Raw genomic sequence first — 22,629 nt, forward strand, 5'->3', positions numbered from 1 at the left:
CATGATCAGGTCGGCGTATCTCTGAGGCATCCCCCAATCAGTCCCCTCTCCCCCCGGGAGAGGGTTAGGGTGAGGGGCTTTTGGCCGGACGCCTCACTCAGTCAGGCCAATTCCACGCCGGCTCATCCAGCACCCGCTGCCCGACAATCCCGGTCTGCCCCAGCGTTTTCTCCAGCACGATGCAATTGCACTCCGGATCCTCCTGCAATGCCGAAATCAACCGCCGCGCATGGGACACCACCCACACCTGACACTCCTGCGAGGCGCGAATGATCAACCGCGCCAATGCCGGTAACAGATCCGGGTGCAGACTGGTTTCCGGTTCGTTCAGCACCATCAGCGACGGCGGTCGTGGCGTCAGCAGTGCGGCGATCAGCAGCAGATAGCGCAACGTGCCATCCGACAGCTCTGCCGCCGAAAGCGGTCGCAGCAAACCTTCCTGATAAAACTCGATGGCAAAGCGTCCGCCGGATTGCGGTTCGATGCGCAGTCGTGCGCCCGGGAACGCATCGCTGATCGCCGTATGCAACGCTTCGGGGTCACCGATTTCAATGATGGTTTGCAACGCTGCCGCCAGATCCCGCCCATCGTGATGCAACACTGGTGTGCGCGTGCCCAGCTGCGGCTGGCGCACCGGGGCGTCGGCGTCGCTGCGAAAGTGATCGTAGAAGCGCCAGCGGCGGATGAATTCGCGCATCTGAAACACTTCCGGTGAACTGCGCAAGCTGCCGACCTGATCGAACAGGCTGTCAAAGTTCGGCGTGTGTTGCGCCAGCACATCCCATTTACGCTCGGCGCGAGCGCGGATCATCGGCCCGTCGCGATCCACCAGCAGGCTGGCCGGGCGATAGAGCGGCCCGGCCCAGATGCATTCGCGTTTGACTTGCGGATCAAGGCTGAAAAGCGAGGGTATCGGCTGTGCGTGCTCGGGCAACATGAAATGGCCGTTGGAGTCGGGCAACCCCAGGCTGATCGAATAACTGAAATCCTCCCCGGCAAACCCCAGGCGCAAACGCTTCACACCCTGGCGCACCGTCGGCTCGATCGCCACCTCACCGTTGCGCATGCGTCGACTGATGGTTTCCGGCCCGGCCCAGAAGGTCGAGTCCAGCCCGCCCTCACGGGCCAGCGCATTGACCACGCCGCCCTGTGCGGTCTCCGCCAGCAGACGCAGTGCCCGATAGAGGTTGGACTTGCCGCTGCCGTTGGGGCCGGTGATCAGGTTCAGCCGGCCCAACGGGATTACCAATTTATTGATCGAGCGGTAATTGGCCACCGCGAGGGTCTTGAGCATGAAAATCCTTCTCTTGAGGCGACCATTGTAGGAGCTGCCGCAGGCTGCGATCTTTTGATCTTGAGCTTTAAAAGCAAAGATCGCAGCCAGCGACAGCGCCTACAGGGGAAATGTGCTGATCGCGCGAGCGAACGTTGAACCCTGTTCTAAGCTCACAGTCGTATCGTCACTTGCACGTTCGTACAAAGGAAGGAGTCTGCATGGCGAGTCCCGGATTGAAAACAGTGGTCATGCTGGGCCTGTTCACTTTGCTCGCCGCCTGTGGCGAGGAAAAAGCCCCGCAGGAGTACCTGCCACGGGTCTTTGTGCAAGAGGTCAAGCCCGCGGATTACGCGGCTGCCGTGACCCTCACCGGTGACGTGCAGGCCCGCGTGCAGACGGAATTGTCGTTCCGCGTCGGCGGCAAGATCATTCAGCGCATGGTCGATGTCGGTGACCGTGTCACGGCCAGGCAAGTGCTGGCCAAACTCGATCCCAAGGATTTGCAGACCAACGTCGACTCGGCTCAAGCTCAAGTCGTCGCCGAACAGGCGCGGGTCAAGCAGACTGCGGCGGCATTCGTGCGCCAGCAAAAACTGTTGCCTAAGGGTTACACCAGCCAGAGCGAATACGATTCCGCCCAGGCGGCGTTGCGCAGTAGCCAAAGCGCATTGAGCGCCGCTCAGGCGCAACTGGCCAATGCTAAGGATCAGCTCAGCTACACCTCGCTGATTGCCGATGCCCCAGGGATCATCACCGAGCGTCAGGCCGAGGTCGGCCAGGTGGTACAGGCCACCGCACCGATTTTCAGTCTGGCCCGTGACGGCGACCGTGATGCGGTGTTCAACGTGTACGAATCGCTGCTGGCCGAGCGGCCGTCAGATCGCTCGATTGTGGTCAGCCTGCTCGACAACCCCAACATCAAAACCACCGGCACCGTGCGCGAAATCACCCCAGCGGTGTCTGCGCAGTCCGGTACCGTGCAAGTCAAAGTCACCCTCGACAAACTGCCGCCGGGCATGCAACTCGGTTCGGTAGTCAGCGCCACCGCCAAAGGCACCGGCAAATCGGCGGTCGAGTTGCCATGGTCGGCGCTGACCAAAAACGTCAGCGACCCCGCCGTGTGGATGGTCGACGATCAGGGCCTGGCGCAATTGCACACGGTCACGGTCGGGCGCTATCTGACCGGCAAAGTCATCATCAGCGAAGGCCTCAAGGGCGGCGAGAAAGTCGTCGTCGCCGGCGGGCAGTTGTTGCACCCGGGCATTAAAGTCGAGATCGCCGAAAACACTTATAAAGATCTGCAACCGGGAGCACAGCCATGAGGCGTCTGGGGCTGTTGTCCGTGGCTGTGTTGTTGGCCGCCTGCTCGAAAAACGAACCGCCGCCGGAGCCGGTGCGGCCGGTGCTGTCGATCAAGGTCCAGGCGCTGAACGAGGAAACCCTCGGCCGTTTCGCCGGCAGCATTCAGGCGCGCTACGAGAGCAACACCGGTTTCCGTGTCGGCGGGCGCATCGCCAGCCGCAACGTCGACGTCGGTGCCGAAGTCGAGAAGGGCACGCTGCTCGCCACGCTCGACCCCTCCGACCAACAGAACCAGTTGCGCTCTGCCCAAGGCGATCTGGCCAGGGTTCAGGCGCAACTGATCAATGCACAGGCCAACGCCCGGCGTCAGCAAGCGCTGTTTGATCGCGGGGTTGGCGCGCAGGCACAACTGGACATCGCCACCACTGATTTGAAAACTACCCAGGCCTCGCTGGAGCAGGCGCGGGCGGCGGTCAACCAGAGCAAGGATCAACTCGACTACACCCAGTTGCGTTCCGACCACAAAGCCGTGGTCACCGCGTGGAATGCCGAAGCCGGGCAAGTGGTCACTGCCGGCCAGCAAGTGGTGACGCTGGCGCAACCGGACATCAAGGAAGCCGTGATCGATCTGCCGGACACACTGGTCGATCAGATCCCCAGCGACGTGGTGTTTCTGGTGGCCGCGCAACTCGATCCGAGCATTAACACCACAGCGACCATCCGCGAAATCGAACCGCAGGCGCAAAGTGCGACGCGTACCCGTCGCGCCCGTTTGACCCTGGCCGAAACGCCGCCCGGGTTCCGTCTCGGCACGGCGATCAGCGTGACCCTCAGTTCGGCGATCAAGCCGCGCATCGAATTGCCCGCCACGGCGATACAGGAGGTCGACGGTAAAACGCGGATCTGGGTAGTCGATACCCAAAACAAAACCGTCAACCCGCGCGACGTCAGCGTGATCAGCCGCACCGATGGCACTGTGGTGCTGGCCGGCGGTGTGAAGAACGGCGAGCAGGTAGTCAGCGCCGGCGTCAACAGCCTCAAACCCGGACAATCCGTGAAACTTGACGAGGACAGTCAATGAAAGGCTCTTTCAACCTCTCCGAATGGGCCCTCAAGCATCAGTCGTTCGTCTGGTATCTGATGTTCGTTGCACTGCTGATGGGGGTGTTTTCTTACTTCAATCTGGGCCGTGAAGAAGATCCGTCATTCACCATCAAGACCATGGTGATCCAGACCAAGTGGCCGGGCGCGACCCAAGAGGAGACCCTCAAGCAAGTCACTGACCGCATCGAGAAAAAACTCGAAGAACTGGATTCGCTCGACTACGTGAAAAGCTACACCCGCCCCGGCGAATCGACGGTGTATGTGTACCTGCGCGACACCACCAGCGCCAAGGACATCCCGCAAATCTGGTATCAGGTGCGCAAGAAGATCGACGATATTCGCGGGCAGTTTCCCAAGGGCATTCAAGGGCCGGGATTCAATGACGAGTTCGGTGACGTCTACGGCTCGGTGTACGCGTTTACCGCCGACGGCCTGACCATGCGCCAGTTGCGCGATTACGTGGAACAGGCGCGCGCCGAGATCCGCAATGTGCCGGGGCTGGGCAAAATCGAGATGGTCGGCCAGCAGGACGAAGTGATTTATCTGAACTTCTCCACGCGCAAACTGGCGGCGCTGGGCATCGATCAGCGCCAAGTGGTGCAGAGCCTGCAATCGCAGAACGCGGTGACACCCGCCGGGGTGATCGAGGCCGGGCCGGAGCGGATTTCCGTGCGCACGTCGGGGCAGTTCGCCTCGGAGAAGGATCTGGCCGAGGTCAATCTCAAGCTCAATGACCGCTTCTATCGTCTGGCCGACATTGCCGATATCAGTCGCGGTTACGTCGATCCGGCGACTCCGGAGTTCCGCTTCGATGGCAAACCGGCGATCGGTCTGGCGATTGCCATGCAGAAGGGCGGCAACGTTCAGGAATTCGGTAAAGCGCTGCACGCGCGCATCGATCAACTCACCGCCGACTTGCCGGTAGGCGTTGGTGTACACACGGTTTCCGATCAGGCCGTGGTGGTGGAAGAGGCCGTCGGCGGCTTCACCAGCGCCTTGTTCGAGGCGGTGATCATCGTGTTGGTGGTGAGCTTCATCAGCCTCGGCGTGCGTGCCGGGCTGGTGGTGGCGTGCTCGATTCCGCTGGTGCTGGCGATGGTGTTTGTGTTCATGGAATACAGCGGCATTACCATGCAGCGGATTTCCCTTGGCGCATTGATCATCGCCCTCGGCCTGTTGGTCGACGACGCGATGATCACCGTGGAGATGATGGTCACACGCCTGGAAATGGGCGAGACCCGGGAGCAGGCGGCGACGTTCGCCTACACCTCAACGGCGTTCCCGATGCTCACCGGTACGCTGGTGACGGTCGCCGGTTTTGTGCCCATCGGCCTCAACGCCAGTTCGGCGGGTGAATACACGTTCACGCTGTTTGCGGTCATCGCCGTGGCGATGTTGGTGTCGTGGGTGGTGGCGGTGTTCTTTGCGCCGGTGATCGGTGTGCACATTCTCAGCGCCAACGTGAAACCCCATGCGGCCGAGCCCGGGCGCGTCGGTCGTGCGTTCAACCATGGTCTGTTGTGGTCGATGCGCAACCGCTGGTGGGCGATTGGCATTACGGTCGTGTGCTTTGTGCTGGCGGTGTTTTGCATGCGCTTTGTACAGAACCAGTTTTTCCCGTCCTCGGATCGCCCGGAAATTCTGGTCGACCTGAACCTGCCGCAAAACGCTTCCATCGACGAAACCCGCAAGGCCGTCGACAAGCTGGAGGAAACCCTCAAGGGTGATCCGGACATCGTGCGCTGGAGCACTTACATCGGCCAGGGTGCGATCCGTTTCTACCTGCCGCTCGATCAACAATTACAGAACCCGTACTACGCGCAACTGGTCATCGTCAGCAAAGACTTCGAGGCCCGCGAAGCCCTGAGCCAGCGTCTGCGTGAGCGTTTGCACAAGGACTTCGTCGGTATCGGCAGTTACGTGCAGGCGTTGGAAATGGGGCCGCCCGTGGGTCGCCCGATCCAGTACCGGGTCAGCGGCAAGGACATCGATCAGGTGCGCAAACACGCCATCGATCTGGCCACCGAACTGGACAAGAACCCGCACATCGGCGAGATCATTTACGACTGGAACGAGCCGGGCAAAGTCCTGCGCATCGACATCGCCCAAGACAAGGCGCGCCAGCTCGGGCTGTCGTCCGAAGACGTGGCGAACCTGATGAACAGCATCGTCAGCGGCTCGCCGTTGACCCAGGTCGATGACGATATCTACCTGATCAACGTGGTCGGTCGCGCCGTGGATTCGGAGCGCGGTACGCCGGAAACCCTGCAGAACCTGCAAATCGTCACGCCGGGCGGCACGTCGATTCCGCTGCTGGCGTTCGCCACCGTGCGTTACGAGCTGGAACAGCCGCTGGTGTGGCGTCGCGACCGTTTGCCGACCATCACCATCAAGGCGTCGGTGCGCGACGAGATTCAGCCGACCGACCTGGTGAAACTGCTCAAACCGGCGATCGATGCCTTCGCCGAAAAACTGCCGGTCGGCTACAAAGTCGCCACTGGCGGTACGGTCGAGGAGAGCGGCAAGGCTCAGGGGCCGATTGCCAAGGTGCTGCCATTGATGCTGTTTTTGATGGCGACTTTCCTGATGATCCAGTTGCACAGCGTGCAGAAGATGTTTCTGGTGGCGAGTGTAGCGCCGCTGGGGCTGATCGGCGTGGTGCTGGCGCTGGTGCCGACCGGTACGCCCATGGGCTTCGTGGCGATCCTGGGGATTCTGGCGCTGATCGGCATCATCATCCGCAACTCGGTGATCCTCGTGACGCAGATCGATGAGTTCGAGAAGAAGGGGCTGGCGCCGTGGGACGCGGTGGTGGAAGCCACTGAACATCGACGCCGGCCGATTCTGCTGACGGCAGCGGCGGCCAGCATGGGCATGATCCCGATTGCCCGGGAAGTGTTCTGGGGGCCGATGGCTTACGCGATGATTGGCGGGATCGTGATTGCGACGCTGCTGACGCTGCTGTTTCTGCCGGCGCTGTACGTGGCCTGGTACAAGATTCGCGAGCCGAAGAAGGACTCAGCCTCATCGAACCATTGATTGCTCCCGTTACACCTTTGGGAACGGTCTGACTTACAACCCCGGTCGATTGCGTTACCGTCCTTCCTCCATTTGGAGGAGGGACGCCCGATGTCGACTGTCGCTTGCTGGCTGCGCCAACTGCTGCTGATGGTCGGCCTGTGCCTGTCGCCCTCATCGGTGGCCGAAACGCTGCTGGAAAATTCGTTGTGGCGGGTGCAGATCGATCCGGCGACTCTCGCGGTGCGTGTGACCCCGGCCGACAGCGCGACCGTGCAGGCATCGACGGGTGTTGATGCGCACAAGGTCAGCCAGTTGCTCAGGCGCGGCAATCGCCTCGACTGGCAATGGGACGATGGCGCCTGGTCGCTCAGCGTTGAACTCGATCAGCGTGACCTGAGCTTCTCGATCACCGCCCGTGATCCCGCTGAACTGGAGTTCCTGCGCCAACCCGGCAGTGCGATGGGTAAAGGACTGATCTGGCCGCTCGCCGAAGGGCATTACGTGCCGCGCGGCGATCCGCTGTGGCAGGCGTTTCTGGTGGATCAGGGCCAGTTCGACAGCACTCAGGATCTGAGCCTGCCGCTGTGGGGTGTCGAGCACGAGGGCTTCAGCCTTAGCTGGTTGCTGAGCAATCCCTACAACAACCAACTGCAGTTCAGCGCTGACGGCGACACGCTGGCGTTGGCGGCGCGGCATCAATTCACTTCACTGGCACCGTCGACGCCGCTGACCTTCAGCCTGTTTCTGGGCGACGCCGATCCGTTGGCCGGCGCCAAGCGCTATCGGCAATGGCTGATCGATAATGGCCGTTTCGAAACCCTGAGCAGCAAGCTCGAGAACACCCCGCAGGCGCGCAAGTTGCTGGGCGCCAGTCATGTCTATCTGTGGGGCAATGATCTGCTGGGGCAAAAAGATGTGCGCAACTGGCCGGCGCTGCTCGGCAAACTACGTGGCCAAACCAGACTTGCCAGTGCGCTACGGGCCGGGATGGATCGTGAAGCGTTGCAGATGCTCGCCAGCGAAACCGTGCTCAACAGCTATCAGCAGACCGTGCTGTTGCGCGGGATTAACCGCGCGCTGGCCGCTCAGGCGCGCAAAACCTGGCAGGCTCGTGCGGTGCCGGACATGCAGGCATTGGTCAGCGGCTACGCAGCACTGCGCAGCCAATTGGCCGCCGATTTCGCGGGTGTCTTGACTGTCGACTCCGCGCGTTGGGGCAGCAGCCTTTCGCTCGATACCATCGAACGGTTGCAGAACGCAGGACTGCCGCGCTTGTGGCTGGGACTCGGCGATGGATGGGAGGGCGGGCTCTGGCATCCGGAGGCGGTTCGCGCGGGCGTGGCGGCAGGGTATCTGATCGCGCCGTATGACTCTTACGAAACGGCGCTGAGCCGGGCCGAGAACCCGGACTGGACCACCGCGCACCTGGGCGACAAGGCCAATGTGGACTGCGCCATCGTGCTGGAAAGCGGCGTGGCGAAAACCGGCTTTCAGCAGTCCGGTCACTACACCGATCCGCGTTGCGTGCGTCCCTTACTTGAGAAACGCATCAAAGCCATCAGCGCCGCCACCGGTTTCAACAGCTGGTTCCTCGATGCCTATGCGGCGGGCATGGTGTTCGACAGCTACCGGCCCGGCGCGACCATGACCCAGGCGCAAAACGCCGAGGGTAACGTTCAGGCCTCACGCTGGATCAACGAAACGCTGCAACTGCCCAGCGGTTCCGAAGACGGTAACGCGACGACGGCTCAAGGCGTGCTGTTCGCCCATGGCATGCAGACACCGGTGATCGGTTGGGGTGACGCCGATATGAGTAAGAACCCCGACTCCGAATACTTCACGGGCAAGTGGTATCCACCCGAGCAACCGGCGGTGTTCTTCAAACCCGTGCCGATCAAAGAATCGTACCGGCGTATTCACTTTGATCCAGCCAGCCGATTGCCGCTGTACCAGGCGGTGTTTCACGGTTCGGTCATCACCAGTCATCACTGGCTGTTCGACAGCCTGAAGCTGAGCAACGTGCGGGTGGAAAACGAACTCACGCAATTGCTCTACAACGTACCGCCGCTGTATCACCTGAGCGCGGCAACGCTGGCGCAACGCTTGCCACTGATTGCGCGTCAGGATGCGTTCTTCCGCCCGCTGCATGAGCGCCTGGCAACGCAGGCACTCACCGGTTTCCAATGGCTGAGCGAGGATCGACGGGTTCAGCAGACGTCCTTTGAGGACGGCACTCGACTGTTGGCCAACTTCGATCAAGCCGCGCGTGACGTGGATGGCCGAACCTTGCCGGGCGAAAGCATCACCGTGCTAACGCCGGACGATGCGGTCAGCCACTATCGGGTGCAGACCTTGCCCTGACTCAGACCTTGCGCCAGACGCTGGCCAGCCAGGGCTGCTGTTCGCGTGGCAGCCCTGCCGGACGGAAGTAATGTTCCAGTTCGACAAACCCGGCAGCGGTCAACAGGCCGCGCCACGCTTGCAGGTCGTGATACGCGCCAAAACGCGATCCGTTCCAGCCCTCCTGGTTATCCCCGCGCGGGTTGGAGCTGAACAGCACACCACCCGGTTTCAGCGTGCTTCGCAGTTGCCCTAAAACCCGTGGCAGTTCCTGTAACGGCACATGAAACAGCACGGCGTTGGCGAAGATCCCGTCGAAGCGCTCTTCGGGCAGATCCAGCTTGAGGAAATCCTGGCACCACACTTCGCAGCCACTGTCCTCGCGGGCCATCTGCGCAAACTTCTCCGAGCCGTCGAGGCCGACCGCGACGTGGCCCATACGCGTGAACGCCTGCAAGTCCCGCCCCGGCCCACAGCCGAAATCAAGAATGCTGAACGGCGCCACACCCTGAATATGCCGCAACAGTGCGTCGATGTTCTGGCTGACATCGTGATCGCGGGTACCCTCACGGAAGTCTTCGGCTACCGAATTGTAGTGGCCGAGCGTGGTGGCGGTGATCTGTTCGAGGTCGGTGGGGGTCTGTTTCATGGTTGGACTGCGTGGGCGATTGAGATTGGCCGAATATACGCCATGAAAGGAAATGATTGGGTGGCGGCTGCACGCAGGTAGTAGGCCGGTCAATAGGAAAACCGGTACACCCGAAGGTGCCCCACGCACAGCCGCCAAATTTTCAGCTCTTCTTCATCCCCAGACAATCAATCGAGCGATCCACCATTGCCTTGGCAATCTCCAGCAAATGCCAGACCGAAAACACCATGGCCCGGTCCGCGCCTTGCAGATGATCGCCACACTGATACGCCGAAACGGAAGCACAGCGCAGAAGATCGGCGAGATAGAGCTGTGCGTCTTCAAAACTGACGTCTTCGCTGACGTTGTAGAAGCGCAGTTCATCAGGCGGGGAGGGTTGCTTGCCGGTGAGGTAGAAATCGATGGCGCGGTACAGCGCGGAGCGGTCTTTGAACTGCTCGCTGGAGGGTTCGTTTTCGGTGGTTTTTTCTGAAGGTGGATCGGGGACAATCTTTTTCATGGGTAAAACTCCTGAACGTTAATTGGAGCCAACCGATATCGCGACTAAACGAACAGGGGTGGCGGCTGCGCACAGGTTAGTCGACCGGTCGTCAGGCAAAACCGGCGCACCCGAAGGTGCCCTGCGCACAGCCACCATAACGCTCAGGCAGGAAAAAGCCCCTGACACGAGGTGACGCTGTACGCCCGACTTGACCCGGGCGACTAAACCCGATCACTGATGAGCAGTGACGGGCCGAGACTAGCCACCGGATCCGGCAGGCGCAAGCGCTCGGAATGATCTAGGAAATGTCCTGCAAAGGAAAGAGAACAGGCCTGTAGGCTCTCTGATTTTCCTGTACGAAATTTTCCCTTTTCGGTGTGAATCGCTCCTCACGGCAAAGCATAAAACCCTACCGACTGTGCAATACATATGTACCGCACTCTGCGGTTCGCTCCGGGATGTAATGACGCCTGCGCGATAGACGACTATCGCGATGTCTGCCCTGTTTTTTATTCAGGGGGACTCACTCAAAAAAAGGATTTTTCATGGGCATTGTTCGCAACCCCGGCTCCACCTCGTCGACCCGCCGTCACTCGACGGATGCAACGCCAACCCGTAAAAGAGCCGGCAGTACGCCATCCGGCGACGGGACGCCGGTGAAGATTCACCGCCCTGACGCGGACCTATCAGGCATGGAGGCGGTTTCGCCTGCTGACCCGTCGCCCTCCGTCATCACGATTACTCCGTTGCATTCTGCCCAGGTCACGCCCCTGCATCCGACGATCAAAACACTTGAGCGCTACAGCTTGAGAGCACCGGCCAACTTGCCCGCAGCCAATGCTCAGGGCCTCAGGGTGTTCAAGAACCGAAACTATGTCGATATCGCTCCCGGCGAGATCGTACTGGTCCGGGAAACCGGCATCGCCGGTGAATATCGGGCAGCGCTGGCCTCTGAATCGGCAGCGCTGGGGCCGGCGCTGTTTTTTGATCCGCGCAGCAAGATCTGGTCACTCGAACGGTCTCGGCCTTTGCCCGATCCGGGCAAAGTGATTGATATCGACATTGATCAGCTCATACGTGAGGTCAGAACCGACTACGCCCAAAAAAACCGGGTTCATACCGGTAACGATGACTCGTTCGAGTACACGGCGGCGCAGGAGGGCACGCTGGTCGCACGCGGGTTGAAGCAGTTCCCGATGGAGCAGGCGGTAATGATTCGCTCGGAGTTGCAAGCGGTCGAAAGCATTTTCTCTGAGGCCAGTCACGCCATCGGCCTGCAATATCCCGACGCCGAGGGGGTGTACGAAAGCTTCTTTGGCAGCGCTCACCGCGCCGTTACCCAGCGATTCGCCGATTCAGTTGCGCGAGGCCTGGCGCTTTCCAGGGAGTACCAAGGGGCTTGGGGGGATGAGAAATTTCTCGGGGTCGATGCGGACACCAATAGCGGGGCATGGATGTACAAGAATGATTTTCACGGTCGGTTCTTTCTTAATCGCAAGTACATGCAGCGCGGGACTTTGAGTATTTCCCTGGGCCATGAAATGTTGCACACCAACAGAGTCGACCGGTTCCAGAGCATTGGGCCCAATGCAGCGGATTATTTCTATCTGGACAGCCGTCTGGGCCGTTTGCTGGATGGGGATTCGTTGACCGTTTACGACGTTCCTGAGCGCGGTGTCTCCGAGGCGATCATGCGCGGCGGATTGACGGTCGATTATTTGAAGTCTTTTTCGGATGACCACGATGCCTTTTTGTTCGGTGTCGGTGATTACCTGGGAATCGGCGACGACCTGGACCTTCAGGCGGCGGTTGACCTGTTCAATGCAAACCCGCAGATGCGAGCGCACCTGGCGGTGAACAATGCTGACAGTTTGATTTGTGCGGCGAAAAGCATGCAGGTGCTGCATCAAAGCAAAGCCCAATATGCGTGGCTCGATAGCCTGATCGAGGATTAAGCAATATCGCAGCCTTTGCGCTCCCACGCAGGCTGCGATCCCTTGATGGGCTTCAGCGTTTATTCAAACCTCGCGCCAACCGATCCCCGCCCAACTGAATCACCGCCACCAACGCCACCAGTAACACAATCACCGTCAGCATGATCTGGCTATCGAACCGCTGATAACCGTAGCGGTAAGCGATGTCGCCCAGGCCACCGGCGCCGATTGCGCCGGCCATGGCCGAGGAGTTGATCATCGTCACCAGCGTGATGGTGAAACCGCCGACAATCCCCGGCAGCGCTTCCGGCAACAGCACATGCCAGACGATGTGCCAGCGTCGGCAGCCCATGGCTTGCGCGGCTTCGATCAGACCGTGATCGACCTCGCGCAGACTCACTTCGGCTATTCGCGCAAAGAACGGCGTCGCGGCGATGGTCAGCGGCACCACAGCAGCCCACACGCCGTAGGTGGTGCCGACGATCAGGCGGGTGAACGGAATCAGCGCGACCATCAGGATCAGAAACGGGATCGAGCGGAACAGGTTCACGAATGCGCCCAATGCGCGATTCAGCACCGGCGCCTGGTAAATCCCGCCCTTGTCGCTGGTAACCAGAATCACCGCCATGGGAATCCCCACCAGCAATGCGATCAGCGACGACACGCCGACCATCAAAAACGTGTCGATAAAACCTTGCAGCAAGCGATCAAACCACATAACCCAACACCTCCACCCGTTGCGCCCATTGCCCGGCGCGTTCACGCAGTTGCTCGGCGCTCCACGGCGAACCGCTCACGGCAAGCAGCAGTTGCCCGAGCGCGTGCCCCTGAATTCTTTCCACGCCGCCGTGGAGCAATTTCACCCGCCCACCGAGCGCCGAAAACAATGCCGCCAGATCCGGCTCATCACTGGCACTGCCGGTGAACTGCAAACGCAGCACCACCGCCGCCCCGGAGGATGATGACTGCACCTGTAAACGGTTCTGCAATTCTTCTGGCAACGCATGTTGCAGCGGCGCGAGCAGCGTCTGGCTGACCTCGTGCTGCGGATTGCCGAACACTTCCCACACCGGGCCTTGCTCGACGACATGGCCGTGTTCCAGCACCACTACGCGGTCACAGATGTCGCGGATCACCGCCATCTCGTGAGTGATCAGGACGATGGTCAGGCCCAGACGTTTGTTGATCTCGCGCAGCAGGCCGAGGATCGACTGAGTCGTCTCCGGATCGAGCGCGGAAGTGGCCTCGTCGCAGAGCAAAATATCCGGGTCATGCACCAAGGCGCGGGCGATGCCGACACGCTGTTTCTGGCCGCCGGAAAGCTGCGCCGGATAGGCCTTGTGCTTGGCTTGCAGGCCGACGAGTTCGAGCAGTTCGCGAACCTTTTTTTCGCGTTGTTCTTTTGGCACACCCGCGACTTTCAGCGGCAGTTCGACGTTCTGCCAAACCGTTTTCGCCGACATCAGATTGAAGTGCTGGAAGATCATGCCGATCCGTCGGCGCAGGGCGACCAAGCGGTCTTCATCGAACTCGCCGATGTCCACCTGATCGATCAGCACCCTTCCTGAGGTCGGTTGTTCCAGACGATTGATCGTGCGGATCAGCGACGACTTGCCCGCACCGCTGCGGCCGATGATGCCGAACACTTCGCCGCGCTGGATCGCCAGGTCGATGCCTTGCAGGGCAGCGACCGGGCCTTGCCGGCCTTCGTAGGTTTTGCCGAGGCCGATGAAGCGCACGTGGGCGCGGTTCAGCTTGGGATGCAATTCTGTACGTTCAGCATTCTTTAGCTCTGGAATATCCAGTCGCCGTTGGGTCGCGGCTGTCATGCTCAACTTTCCCACCCGGCCTGATACAGCTTGCCGTGGGCCTTATCCAGTGCCGCGCGGACGGCTGGCGAATGCTGGTAGATGTCGACGAATTTGATCAGGCGCGGATCGGTTTTGCTCTTCGGCTGGATCACGAACTGGATCACGTATTCCTTGTGATCGAGGCCGTCGAACAGCAACGCGGAACCGGCATCGAAGGTTTTCGCCAAGCGAATGTAGGCCGGGTAGCCCTGCACCAGATCGGCGTCGTCGTAGGCGCGCACCAGTTGCACGGCTTCGACCTGAAGGATTTTGAGTTTCTTCGGGTTGGCGACGATGTCGTCTTCGGTGGCTTTGTAGCCGACCCCCGGCTTCAGGGTGATCAACCCGGCCTTGGCCAGCAGTTGCAGGCCGCGACCGCTGTTGATCGGGTCGTTGGCGATGGCGACGCTGGCGCCCTCTGGAAGCTCCTCGAAGCTTTTGTATTTTTTCGAGTAGAGGCCGACGTTGTTGATGATCCCCGGGGCGAATGGCACCAGATCAAAACCGGCGGCAGCCTTGGCGTTCTCCAGGAACGGGATGTGCTGGAAGTAGTTCACGTCGATGTCGCCAGCGGCGAGGCTGACGTTCGGCGCGATCCAGTCGGTGAACTCCACCAGTTCGACGTTCAGGCCTTGTTTGGAGGCTTCTTCGACGGCGGCTTCCAGCGGAATGGCGAAGGCGGCGGTGGTGCCGATTTTCAGCGCAGCGTCGGCGGCGAAGACGGCCGAGCTGAACAGGCCGAGGGCCAGGGCCAGTGCTTTGACTGGGTGGGACAGGCGTTTCTTGGTCATAGTGGTTTTTCCAGTCAGTGCATGAAATGTGTGATGTCTGGTCGGGCCTCTTCGCGAGCAGGCTCGCTCCCACATTTGGAATGCTTTCCCCTGTGGGAGCGAGCCTGCTCGCGAAGCTTTTAGCGGCGGTACGAAGATCCGATGTGCTGCTCCGGCAACTGTGCCTCGCCGTGAAACAGCTTCTCGCGCAAGCTGCCGCTGTCATACGCGGTCTTGTACGACCCACGCCGCTGCAACTCCGGAATCACCAGCTCAATGAAATCGACATAGCTTTCCGGGGTGACGATGCGGGTCAGGTTGAAGCCGTCCAGACCGGTTTCGGCGATCCAGGATTCCAGTTCGTCCGCCACTTGCTCAGGCGAACCGACGACGGTGATATAGCGGCCACCGAGGGCATGCTGGTCGAGCAATTTGCGCCGGGTCCAGTCGTTGTTTTGCAGGTTCTTGGTCGCGGACTGAATGGCGTTGCTCTTCACGTACTGGATCGGTTCGTCGATTTCATACTGCGAAAAGTCGATGCCAGTGGACGCGGAAAAATGCGCCACGCCGGCCTCGGCGCTGGCGTAGCTCGAGTACTCGGCATGCTTGGCCCATGCGGCTTCTTCAGTCTCGCCGACGATGACGTTAAGGCCCATGAACACCTTGATGTCCTCGGGATTGCGCCCGGCCTCGACGGCACTGGCGCGCACCTTGTCGACCTGAACCTTGGTCGACGGTTTGTTCTGGCCGCTGATGAACACGCACTCGGCGTGACGCCCGGCGAACAGCAAACCACGATCAGAACTACCGGCCTGAAACAGCACCGGTGTGCGCTGCGGCGACGGCTCGCAGAGGTGATAACCCTCGACCTGATAGAACTCGCCCTTGTGTTCGACCTTGTGCACTTTTTCCGGTTGGGCGTAGATACGCTGTTCGCGATCATTGAGCACCGCGCCGTTTTCCCAACTGCCTTCCCAGAGTTTGTAGAGCACCTCCAAATACTCGTCGGCCTGATCGTAGCGACGGTCATGCTCGACTTGCTCGCGCAGGCCCATGGCTTTGGCGGCGCTGTCCAGATAGCCGGTAACGATGTTCCAGCCGACGCGACCACGGCTCAAATGATCGAGGGTCGACATGCGTCGGGCGAACAGATACGGCGGCTCGTAAGTGAGGTTGGCGGTCAGGCCGAAACCGAGGTTTTTGGTGACAGCGGCCATCGCCGAAACCAGCAGCAACGGATCGTTGACCGGCAGCTGGATCGACTCTTTCAGGGTGACATCCACCGAGTTCTGATAGACGTCGTACACGCCAACGATGTCGGCGATGAACAAGCCGTCGAACAGCCCGCGCTCCAGCAACTGCGCCAGCTCGGTCCAGTATTCAATGGTGTTGTAGCGAGTCGAGGTGTCGCGCGGATGCGTCCACATGCCATGGTTGATGTGGCCGATGCAGTTCATGTTGAACGCATTGAGCAAGATTTTTTTCTTCGTCATCAGATGGTCCCCCGCAGTGGCGGGTTTTCATCGTTGAGGTAGTAATTGCCCACCGCGTGATACTTCCAGCGCACCGGGTCGTGCAGGGTGTGCACCCGGGCGTTGCGCCAGTGGCGGTCGAGACCGTGCTCGATCAGGGTGGCCTGACTGCCAGCCAGTTCGAACAAGGTGCTGCCGGCGGCGAGGGAGATTTCCGTGCTGATCGCGCGTGCTTCGGCCACCGCAATCGAGGCGGCGGCGACCGTTTCGGCGCTGGTCTCGGCCTGAGCCTTGTCGAGGAACTCACCGGAGCGTTCCAGCAGCGCCTCTGTGGCGTGCAGGCGAATGCTCAAGTGGCCAAAGCTTTTCAGCGTCAGCGGGTCTTCGGTGGCTTTGTCGTTGCCGGAGTCGATCCATGGCCGCGTCTTGCTTCGCACAAAGTGCAATGCATCTTCGTAAGCGGCGCGGGCAATGCCGGTATCGATGGCGGCATGAAGAATCTGCGCCAGCGGGCCGACGGTGGTCGGACGTTCGAAAGCGCTCTGGAACGGGATCACGTCTTCGGCGGCGACGTACACGTCCTCGAACACCACCGAACCGCTGCCGGTGGTGCGCTGGCCGAAGCCGCTCCAGTCGTCGATCACCGTCAGGCCTTTGCTCTCGCGAGGGACGAAGGCCAGTTGCTGCACGCCGTTTTCATCGACCACGGATGTTGGAATGCGCTGCGCGTAAATCGCGCCGGTCGCATAAAACTTGCGACCGTTGATGCGGTAGCCGTCGCCTTCTCGCTTGAGGCTGGTGACACGGTCGTGGGCAGTTTTGGTGCCCAGCTCTGCCAGTGCATTGCCGAAGCGCTGGCCGGCCAATACCTCGGCGTACAACCTTTGTTTCTGCGCGTGGCTGCCGTTCACGCGCAGCACTTCGAGGGCGTAGAAATGGTTCTGCGGAATCTGCCCGAGAGAGCCGTCAGCCTGAGCGATCAGGGCGATGACTTTGGCCAGGGTCACGTTCGACACGCCAGCGCCGCCGTATTCTTTCGGCACGCTGATGCCCCACAGGCCTGAGCGGGAAAACACGTCGAGTTCCGGCAGCGGCAGGCGTCGTTCACGGTCGCGCAGGGCGCTGTCGCGTTTGAAATCTTCGGCCAGGTCGCTGGCGACGATCAGGGCTTGCTCATCGCTGGTGATGACCGCGACGGGATGGAAAAGAGTCATGTGTTTCTCCAGAGGTCTGGTCAAATCCAGGAATGGCGAGCCGGCAAAGTGCCGTTGAGGCGATAGGCGCCGACCGCGTGATATTTCCAGCGCACCGGATCGTGCAGGGTGTGCACGCGGGCGTTGCGCCAGTGACGGTCGAGGTTGAATTCGGCGAGGGTCGCGCGGCTGCCGGCCAGTTCGAAGAGCTTTTCGCTGGCCAGCAGCGAGATCTCGGTGGTCAGCACTTTGGCTTCGGCCACGGCAATCGAGGCGCGGGCGGCGGATTCGGCGGTCAGCGGCGCGGCGTGTACCTGATCGAGCACTTGCCCGGCCTTGCGCAGCAGCGCTTCGGCGGCGTGCAGTTCGATTTTCAGTTTGCCGATGTCGGCGATCACGTAGAGGTCATCGCTGGCGCGTTCAACTTTGGCGTCGATCCATGGCCGCGCGCGGGTTTTGACGAATTCGATGGCGTCGTCAATGGCGCCACGGGCGATCCCGGCGTCGATGGCAGCCTGGATCAGCTGGGACACGGCGCCTTGGGTGTTTGGGGTTGCGTTGATCTTCCAGTTATCGACGACGAGGCTCGACTCGACGCGCACGTTGTTCAGCAGAATCGTGCCACTGGCGGTGGTGCGCTGACCGAAGCCCGACCAGTCATCAACGATGCGCAGCCCTGGCGTACCGCGACGGACGAAGGCCAGCACTTGCTTGCCATCATCGTTGAGCGCCTTGACTGCGACCCAGTGCGCAAACAGCGCGCCGGTGGAGTAGAACTTCTGGCCATTGATCACGTAGTCATCGCCGTCGGCGGTGATGCGCGCTTTCAGTTCCAGCGTGTTTTTGGTGCCGCGCTCAGGGCCGGCATTGCCGATGCGCCAGCCTTCCAGCACGCTCTGGAACAGCTGTTGTTTCTGCTCTTCGGTCGCGCTGCCGAGCACCAGATTGATGATGCCGAACTGGTTCTGCGGGATCTGTCCCAGCGCCGGATCGGCGGCGGAAATGATCGCGAAGACCTCGGCCAATGTGACGAAGGAAACCTGCGGGCCACCGTATTCGCGCGGGATGGCAATGCTGCCCAGACCGCTGCGGGTGAACTGTTCGATTTCCGACCAGGGCAACTTGCGCTGGCGGTCGCGTCTGGCGGCCTGCACGCGGGCGACTTGCGCCAGCTCATGGGCGGCCTTGATGGCTTGGGCGTCGTTGCGCAAGACCTGCGCGGGCAACAACAACGGGGCGATGTCCAGATCAGACTGGACGTTTGCATCTGCCAGACTGGACATCAGTGCCGCTCCTTGGCTGCACGCAATGCCCTGGCGATCTGCACTGGGGTGATTGTGTTCCGGACCATACTACCTACCTCACATCTCATGAAAAACGCCGCGAAAGTGCGGCGAACGAAAGAATGTCCGGTGGTCCGGTGCATATACCCTAAGCGTGTATAAATATTAAATAAACTAACTTTTAGGAATATGCATAGAAGGGGTCATGGTCTGGAGGGTTAAGTGTTTCGTTGTGAGGAGCCCAGGCTCCTCACCTCGTTGAGAGTTTCACTCTTCGTGCGATTCGGCTGCCTTGCACACTGGCTTCAACGGCACCTTCAGATAAGGATTCACACACCCGATCTTCAACGTTCGCGGCGGCGCCCAGCGCGAGTTATTGCCGACCCGGTCGAGAATGCAATAGGTCACGTCCAGCCTCAGATCCTCGCCGGCTTCGACGATGACCGCTGGCGGCACCCAGACCTGAATGGGCAGCCCGACATCCGCTGCCGTGATCGGCGCCAGATCCATGCGCACGTCGCCCCAGCGCAAAGTGATGGCGTCGTCCTCGGCCATGTTCAGGTATGGCTCGATGGTCAGCGGCACACCGCGTTTGATCTGGTTGGGGTTTACGCCCTGACGGCGGATGGTGTCGGGGATCGTCACTGGCGCCAGTTGCTGGTTTTCGTCTGCGCACACTGCCGAAGGTTGGCCACCGGGGCAATCGAGCTTGACCTGCACGCGAGTCGCCGCCGACAGCGCCGGTCCCTGGCCGACCTGCATCACCCGATAGTGGATACGCGCGGTGCCGTCGGCAATAAAACTCTCCGGCACCCGCAGGCTTACCGTTGTGCCGACGTCCTCGGCTGTCAGCACCTTTGATGCGACATAGCATTTGTTCCAGAACAGTTCGATCAGGTCGCCGCAGTCCATGTCGGGGTAGGGCGACACATCGACCAACAGGTGGGCGGCGGCAGCGAGGTTGATGCCGGTTTTTTGCGCGGGTGCCAGGGTCGGCGCTGCGAGTTCAGGGGTGTGCGAAGTGCGGGTCATCGATTTCTCTCCTTGGAGCCTTGCAGCGAAGTCCGTTTCTGGAAGAATAAAGTTGTGAATCAACTGGCAATAAAGCAATGAACATTTGTTCAAGTTATATGCGCGTCGATTTAACTAAGTAGTGCCGGTTGGCGACTAGATAAGAGTGTGCGGGGAGGGGTGTCAATAGACGCTGTTAGTTAATTCGTGAATTACGGGTTAATCAGAATTTTCCTACATTGCCGAAGCCGTATGCCTAGGTGCTATGGTGAATAAGGCCACGGAACTCAGGCTTTTTTGAAGGTTTGTGTACGGACTTATTTAAAGGCAGGCATTCAGCGTTCGGTAGGTAATAGACGAGTTTCATCTGTTGCAGAACATATATATGTAATGCATTGATTATGTTTTGTTTATATATATTGAGCGGGTTGGTGAGGGCGGGGTAAAGGTAACTTCCATCCGTGGAAGTCAGTGTGTCTACTTCTTGAAGTTCTCAGGCGTGATTCAGGAACTTGCTGAGAAATTGTTGAGTGCGTTCTTCTTTCGGGTTGGCAAACAGCGCTTTGGCTTCGCCTTGCTCGACGATCACGCCCTTGTCGAAAAACACCACACGGTTGGCCACGTCGCGGGCGAAGCCCATTTCGTGAGTGACGATGACCATGGTGCGTTTCTCTTCGGCGAGACCACGGATGGTCGCCAGCACTTCGCCCACCAGTTCCGGATCGAGGGCCGAGGTCGGCTCGTCGAACAGGATCACTTCCGGCTCCATCGCCAGCGCCCGGGCAATCGCCACGCGCTGTTGCTGACCACCGGACAGACGACGCGGATAGGCGTCCTCTTTACCGGCGAGGCCGACCTTGGCCAGCAGCTTCATGCCCAGGGCAATGGCTTGCTCGCGCGGCATCTTCTTGACCACGATCGGGCCTTCGATGATGTTTTCCAGGGCGGTGCGGTGGGGGAAAAGGTTGAAGTTCTGGAACACGAAGCCCACGTGCTGTCGCAGGTTGCGCACCAGGCTTTGCTGCTGGTTCAGCGGGCGGCTGGTATCGATCTCGATATCGCCGACCTTGATCCGGCCGCTGGTGGGTTCCTCAAGGAAGTTCAGGCAGCGCAGGAACGTCGTTTTCCCCGAGCCGCTGGGGCCGATGATCGCGACCACTTCGCCTTCCTTCACCTCGAGGTCGATGCCGTTAAGCACGACCTGCCCCTTGAATTGCTTGGTCAGTTTTTCCACGACAATCATGGGGTCAGGACTCCTGGTCGTGCCGATTGACCCGCTCTTCCAACTTGTTCTGGAAGTGCGAAAGCACCGTGGCCAGAATCCAGTAGATCAGTGCGGCGGCAAGATACATGGTGAAGACTTCAAAAGTCCGGGCGGTAATCAGCTGCGCCTGACGGAACAGTTCCGGCACCTGAATGGTGGCGGCCAGTGCCGTGTCCTTGACCAGCGAAATGAAGCTGTTGCCCAGCGGCGGCAATGCCGTGCGCATGGCCTGCGGCAGGATGGCCCGGCGCAAGGTCTGCGCACGGGTCATGCCGATGCTCGCAGCGGCTTCCCACTGACCGCGTTCGATCGAACCGATCGCGGCGCGGAGGATTTCACAGGCGTAAGCGGCCATGTTCAGCGAGAAGCCGATGAGCGCAGCTGGCAGCGGATCAAGCTCGATTCCTAGTTGCGGGAAGCCGTAATAGATCACGAACAGCTGTACCAGTAACGGTGTCCCGCGAAAGAACGACACGTAGACGCGCGCCAGCCAGCTCACTGATTTGAAGCGCGACAGGCGCATCAGCGCCAGGCCGAAGCCCAGCAGCAAGCCGAAGAACATCCCGCCGAGACTGAGGATCACCGTGAAATACGCGCCCTTGAGCAGGAAGGGCGCGGAGTTCAGCAACAGTTGAGTGGTTTCGGCGATTTGCTGACTCAACTGCGGGAAGTGCGCTTCGAATTGAAATCCAACTTCCATTATTTAGTGACGTCAGCGTTGAAGTATTTCGTGGACAGCTTCTCAAGGGTGCCGTCGGCACGCAGTTCGTCGAGGGCTTTATTCAGGGCTGCCAGCAATTCAGGCTCGCCTTTACGCAGGGCAACACCGGATTCCTGACGGGAGAATGCTTCACCGGCGGCTACGGTCTTCGGGGCTTTCTTGGCGTACTCAAGTGCGGCCAGACGGTCGATCAGGATGGCATCGGTACGGCCGTTGTTCAGGTCGGCGAACTTGGTCGGATCATCATCATAGGTACGCACGTCAGCACCCGGTACGTTGGCGCGGACCCACTGCTCGTAGTTGGTGCCCAGACCTACACCGACTTTCTTGCCGGACAGGTCAGCAGCGGTCTTGATGTTCAGTGCCGCTTCCTTGTTCTTCAGCACCAATGCCTGGATACCGGAGACGGTGTACGGTTCGGAGAAGTCGTACTTCTTCTTGCGCTCGTCGGAGATGGTCACTTGGTTGACCACGACGTCCAGACGCTTGGATTCCAGCGCGGCGAGAATGCCATCCCATTTGGTTGGCTGGATCTTGGCTTTGACCCCGAGTTTTTTCGCCAGCGCTTCGGAAAGCTCGACTTCGAAACCGGACAGCTTGCCGTTCTCGTCGACAAAGCTGAACGGTGGATAAGTGCCTTCCAGGCCGACGTTGATAACGCCTTTGTCCTTGATCTGTTGCAGTTGCTCACCAGCCACTGCCTGGCCAATCAGACCGGCGCTCAGCGCAAGACCCAGCGAACCGACCAGCAGATTGCGACGTAGTGCGGAAAAATTCATGACAAGCCCCTGTGTTTTCTTATGGAAGACGCTTAAGGAATGTAGGCAAATTCGTGATTTGAACGACAGCGCTATCCTGCCTTAAAGCAGCTTATGCGTCTCGCCCGAAATTCGCCTGCGGCGAGACTATAAGATGTCTGCGTTAGACGTGAAAATACTTAATATTTGAAATGTTATTC

The 22,629-nt window shown here is 60.1% G+C and carries 18 protein-coding genes; 5 read left to right on the plus strand and 13 right to left on the minus strand.

All coding sequences use genetic code 11. From position 1 onward, the window contains the following. Positions 1–97: 97 nt before the first annotated feature. Positions 98–1,294, minus strand: a complete 1,197-nt coding sequence (locus ACA043_RS01075; protein WP_497615940.1) for an AAA family ATPase — start codon at positions 1,292–1,294, stop codon at positions 98–100. A gap of 200 nt (positions 1,295–1,494) precedes the next feature. Between ACA043_RS01075 and ACA043_RS01080 the strand changes: the two genes are divergently transcribed. From ACA043_RS01080 to ACA043_RS01095, 4 genes are all read left to right on the plus strand, one after another. Further along, the gene (locus ACA043_RS01080) at positions 1,495–2,598 is read left to right on the plus strand and encodes an efflux RND transporter periplasmic adaptor subunit (protein ID WP_497658458.1); all 1,104 of its coding nucleotides are present in this window, start codon (positions 1,495–1,497) and stop codon (positions 2,596–2,598) included. Then, on the plus strand, positions 2,595–3,659 hold the full coding sequence (locus tag ACA043_RS01085; RefSeq protein WP_489879643.1) for an efflux RND transporter periplasmic adaptor subunit: 1,065 nt from the start codon (positions 2,595–2,597) through the stop codon (positions 3,657–3,659). Before ACA043_RS01080 ends, ACA043_RS01085 begins: the two co-directional genes overlap by 4 nt. After that, positions 3,656–6,721 carry an efflux RND transporter permease subunit gene (locus ACA043_RS01090; protein ID WP_187679372.1) on the plus strand — a complete coding sequence of 1,022 codons (3,066 nt, stop codon included), beginning with the start codon at positions 3,656–3,658 and terminating at the stop codon, positions 6,719–6,721. Before ACA043_RS01085 ends, ACA043_RS01090 begins: the two co-directional genes overlap by 4 nt. Positions 6,722–6,811: 90 nt before the next feature. Next, positions 6,812–9,064, plus strand: coding sequence for a glycoside hydrolase (locus ACA043_RS01095; RefSeq protein ID WP_497658459.1), 2,253 nt, complete (start codon positions 6,812–6,814; stop codon positions 9,062–9,064). Position 9,065: 1 nt separating this feature from the next. Here the strand turns inward: ACA043_RS01095 and ACA043_RS01100 are convergent, their stop codons facing one another. Further along, positions 9,066–9,692, minus strand: a complete 627-nt coding sequence (locus ACA043_RS01100) for a class I SAM-dependent methyltransferase (RefSeq protein WP_497658460.1) — start codon at positions 9,690–9,692, stop codon at positions 9,066–9,068. Between the two features lie 142 nt (positions 9,693–9,834). After that, entirely contained in the window at positions 9,835–10,191 is a 357-nt protein-coding gene (locus ACA043_RS01105) for a DUF6124 family protein (protein WP_497658461.1), read from the minus strand. 527 nt (positions 10,192–10,718) lie between these two features. Between ACA043_RS01105 and ACA043_RS01110 the strand changes: the two genes are divergently transcribed. Next, the gene (locus ACA043_RS01110) at positions 10,719–12,128 is read left to right on the plus strand and encodes a hypothetical protein (RefSeq protein ID WP_497658462.1); all 1,410 of its coding nucleotides are present in this window, start codon (positions 10,719–10,721) and stop codon (positions 12,126–12,128) included. Positions 12,129–12,180: 52 nt separating this feature from the next. On the opposite strand, the gene ACA043_RS01115 is transcribed toward ACA043_RS01110, so the two are convergent. The 10 genes from ACA043_RS01115 to tcyJ form a co-directional block, all read right to left on the minus strand. Next, positions 12,181–12,825: a methionine ABC transporter permease gene (locus ACA043_RS01115; RefSeq protein ID WP_064116958.1), complete on the minus strand. Its 645-nt coding sequence runs from the start codon at positions 12,823–12,825 to the stop codon at positions 12,181–12,183. Next, on the minus strand, positions 12,815–13,936 hold the full coding sequence (locus ACA043_RS01120; RefSeq protein WP_497658463.1) for a methionine ABC transporter ATP-binding protein: 1,122 nt from the start codon (positions 13,934–13,936) through the stop codon (positions 12,815–12,817). Before ACA043_RS01120 ends, ACA043_RS01115 begins: the two co-directional genes overlap by 11 nt. 2 nt (positions 13,937–13,938) lie before the next feature. Beyond that, complete coding sequence (locus tag ACA043_RS01125) at positions 13,939–14,748, minus strand: MetQ/NlpA family ABC transporter substrate-binding protein (RefSeq protein ID WP_497658464.1); 810 nt, start codon at positions 14,746–14,748, stop codon at positions 13,939–13,941. A gap of 119 nt (positions 14,749–14,867) precedes the next feature. Beyond that, positions 14,868–16,220 (minus strand): LLM class flavin-dependent oxidoreductase, encoded by a 1,353-nt coding sequence (locus ACA043_RS01130; RefSeq protein WP_497658465.1) that lies wholly within the window; start codon positions 16,218–16,220, stop codon positions 14,868–14,870. Continuing rightward, positions 16,220–17,413, minus strand: coding sequence for an SfnB family sulfur acquisition oxidoreductase (locus ACA043_RS01135; protein WP_497658466.1), 1,194 nt, complete (start codon positions 17,411–17,413; stop codon positions 16,220–16,222). The genes ACA043_RS01130 and ACA043_RS01135 overlap by 1 nt, the downstream gene beginning before the upstream one ends. Positions 17,414–17,433: 20 nt before the next feature. Further along, positions 17,434–18,675 (minus strand): SfnB family sulfur acquisition oxidoreductase, encoded by a 1,242-nt coding sequence (locus ACA043_RS01140; RefSeq protein WP_497658467.1) that lies wholly within the window; start codon positions 18,673–18,675, stop codon positions 17,434–17,436. A 267-nt stretch (positions 18,676–18,942) separates the two neighbouring features. Then, positions 18,943–19,707, minus strand: a complete 765-nt coding sequence (locus ACA043_RS01145; RefSeq protein ID WP_489879653.1) for a hypothetical protein — start codon at positions 19,705–19,707, stop codon at positions 18,943–18,945. A gap of 472 nt (positions 19,708–20,179) precedes the next feature. Beyond that, positions 20,180–20,929 (minus strand): L-cystine ABC transporter ATP-binding protein TcyN, encoded by a 750-nt coding sequence (tcyN, locus tag ACA043_RS01150; protein WP_187679382.1) that lies wholly within the window; start codon positions 20,927–20,929, stop codon positions 20,180–20,182. Between the two features lie 4 nt (positions 20,930–20,933). After that, positions 20,934–21,599: a cystine ABC transporter permease gene (tcyL, locus tag ACA043_RS01155; protein WP_187679423.1), complete on the minus strand. Its 666-nt coding sequence runs from the start codon at positions 21,597–21,599 to the stop codon at positions 20,934–20,936. Between the two features lie 50 nt (positions 21,600–21,649). Next, a complete protein-coding gene (gene tcyJ / locus ACA043_RS01160; RefSeq protein ID WP_489879654.1) occupies positions 21,650–22,450 on the minus strand; it encodes a cystine ABC transporter substrate-binding protein in 801 nt (266 codons plus the stop codon). Positions 22,451–22,629 lie beyond the last annotated feature (179 nt).

This window comes from Pseudomonas sp. LBUM1648, assembly GCF_059716145.1.

Bases quoted from the DNA above. Each gene is read 5' to 3' on its own strand.
- ACA043_RS01145 (WP_489879653.1), bottom strand. From the start codon at position 19,707: ATGACCCGCACTTCGCACACCCCTGAACTCGCAGCGCCGACCCTGGCA.
- ACA043_RS01100 (WP_497658460.1), bottom strand. From the start codon at position 9,692: ATGAAACAGACCCCCACCGACCTCGAACAGATCACCGCCACCACGCTC.
- ACA043_RS01135 (WP_497658466.1), bottom strand. From the start codon at position 17,413: ATGACTCTTTTCCATCCCGTCGCGGTCATCACCAGCGATGAGCAAGCC.
- ACA043_RS01130 (WP_497658465.1), bottom strand. From the start codon at position 16,220: ATGACGAAGAAAAAAATCTTGCTCAATGCGTTCAACATGAACTGCATC.
- tcyN (WP_187679382.1), bottom strand. From the start codon at position 20,929: ATGATTGTCGTGGAAAAACTGACCAAGCAATTCAAGGGGCAGGTCGTG.
- ACA043_RS01105 (WP_497658461.1), bottom strand. From the start codon at position 10,191: ATGAAAAAGATTGTCCCCGATCCACCTTCAGAAAAAACCACCGAAAAC.
- ACA043_RS01090 (WP_187679372.1), top strand. From the start codon at position 3,656: ATGAAAGGCTCTTTCAACCTCTCCGAATGGGCCCTCAAGCATCAGTCG.
- ACA043_RS01085 (WP_489879643.1), top strand. From the start codon at position 2,595: ATGAGGCGTCTGGGGCTGTTGTCCGTGGCTGTGTTGTTGGCCGCCTGC.
- ACA043_RS01080 (WP_497658458.1), top strand. From the start codon at position 1,495: ATGGCGAGTCCCGGATTGAAAACAGTGGTCATGCTGGGCCTGTTCACT.
- ACA043_RS01125 (WP_497658464.1), bottom strand. From the start codon at position 14,748: ATGACCAAGAAACGCCTGTCCCACCCAGTCAAAGCACTGGCCCTGGCC.
- ACA043_RS01075 (WP_497615940.1), bottom strand. From the start codon at position 1,294: ATGCTCAAGACCCTCGCGGTGGCCAATTACCGCTCGATCAATAAATTG.
- ACA043_RS01110 (WP_497658462.1), top strand. From the start codon at position 10,719: ATGGGCATTGTTCGCAACCCCGGCTCCACCTCGTCGACCCGCCGTCAC.
- ACA043_RS01115 (WP_064116958.1), bottom strand. From the start codon at position 12,825: ATGTGGTTTGATCGCTTGCTGCAAGGTTTTATCGACACGTTTTTGATG.
- ACA043_RS01120 (WP_497658463.1), bottom strand. From the start codon at position 13,936: ATGACAGCCGCGACCCAACGGCGACTGGATATTCCAGAGCTAAAGAAT.
- ACA043_RS01095 (WP_497658459.1), top strand. From the start codon at position 6,812: ATGTCGACTGTCGCTTGCTGGCTGCGCCAACTGCTGCTGATGGTCGGC.
- tcyJ (WP_489879654.1), bottom strand. From the start codon at position 22,450: ATGAATTTTTCCGCACTACGTCGCAATCTGCTGGTCGGTTCGCTGGGT.
- ACA043_RS01140 (WP_497658467.1), bottom strand. From the start codon at position 18,675: ATGTCCAGTCTGGCAGATGCAAACGTCCAGTCTGATCTGGACATCGCC.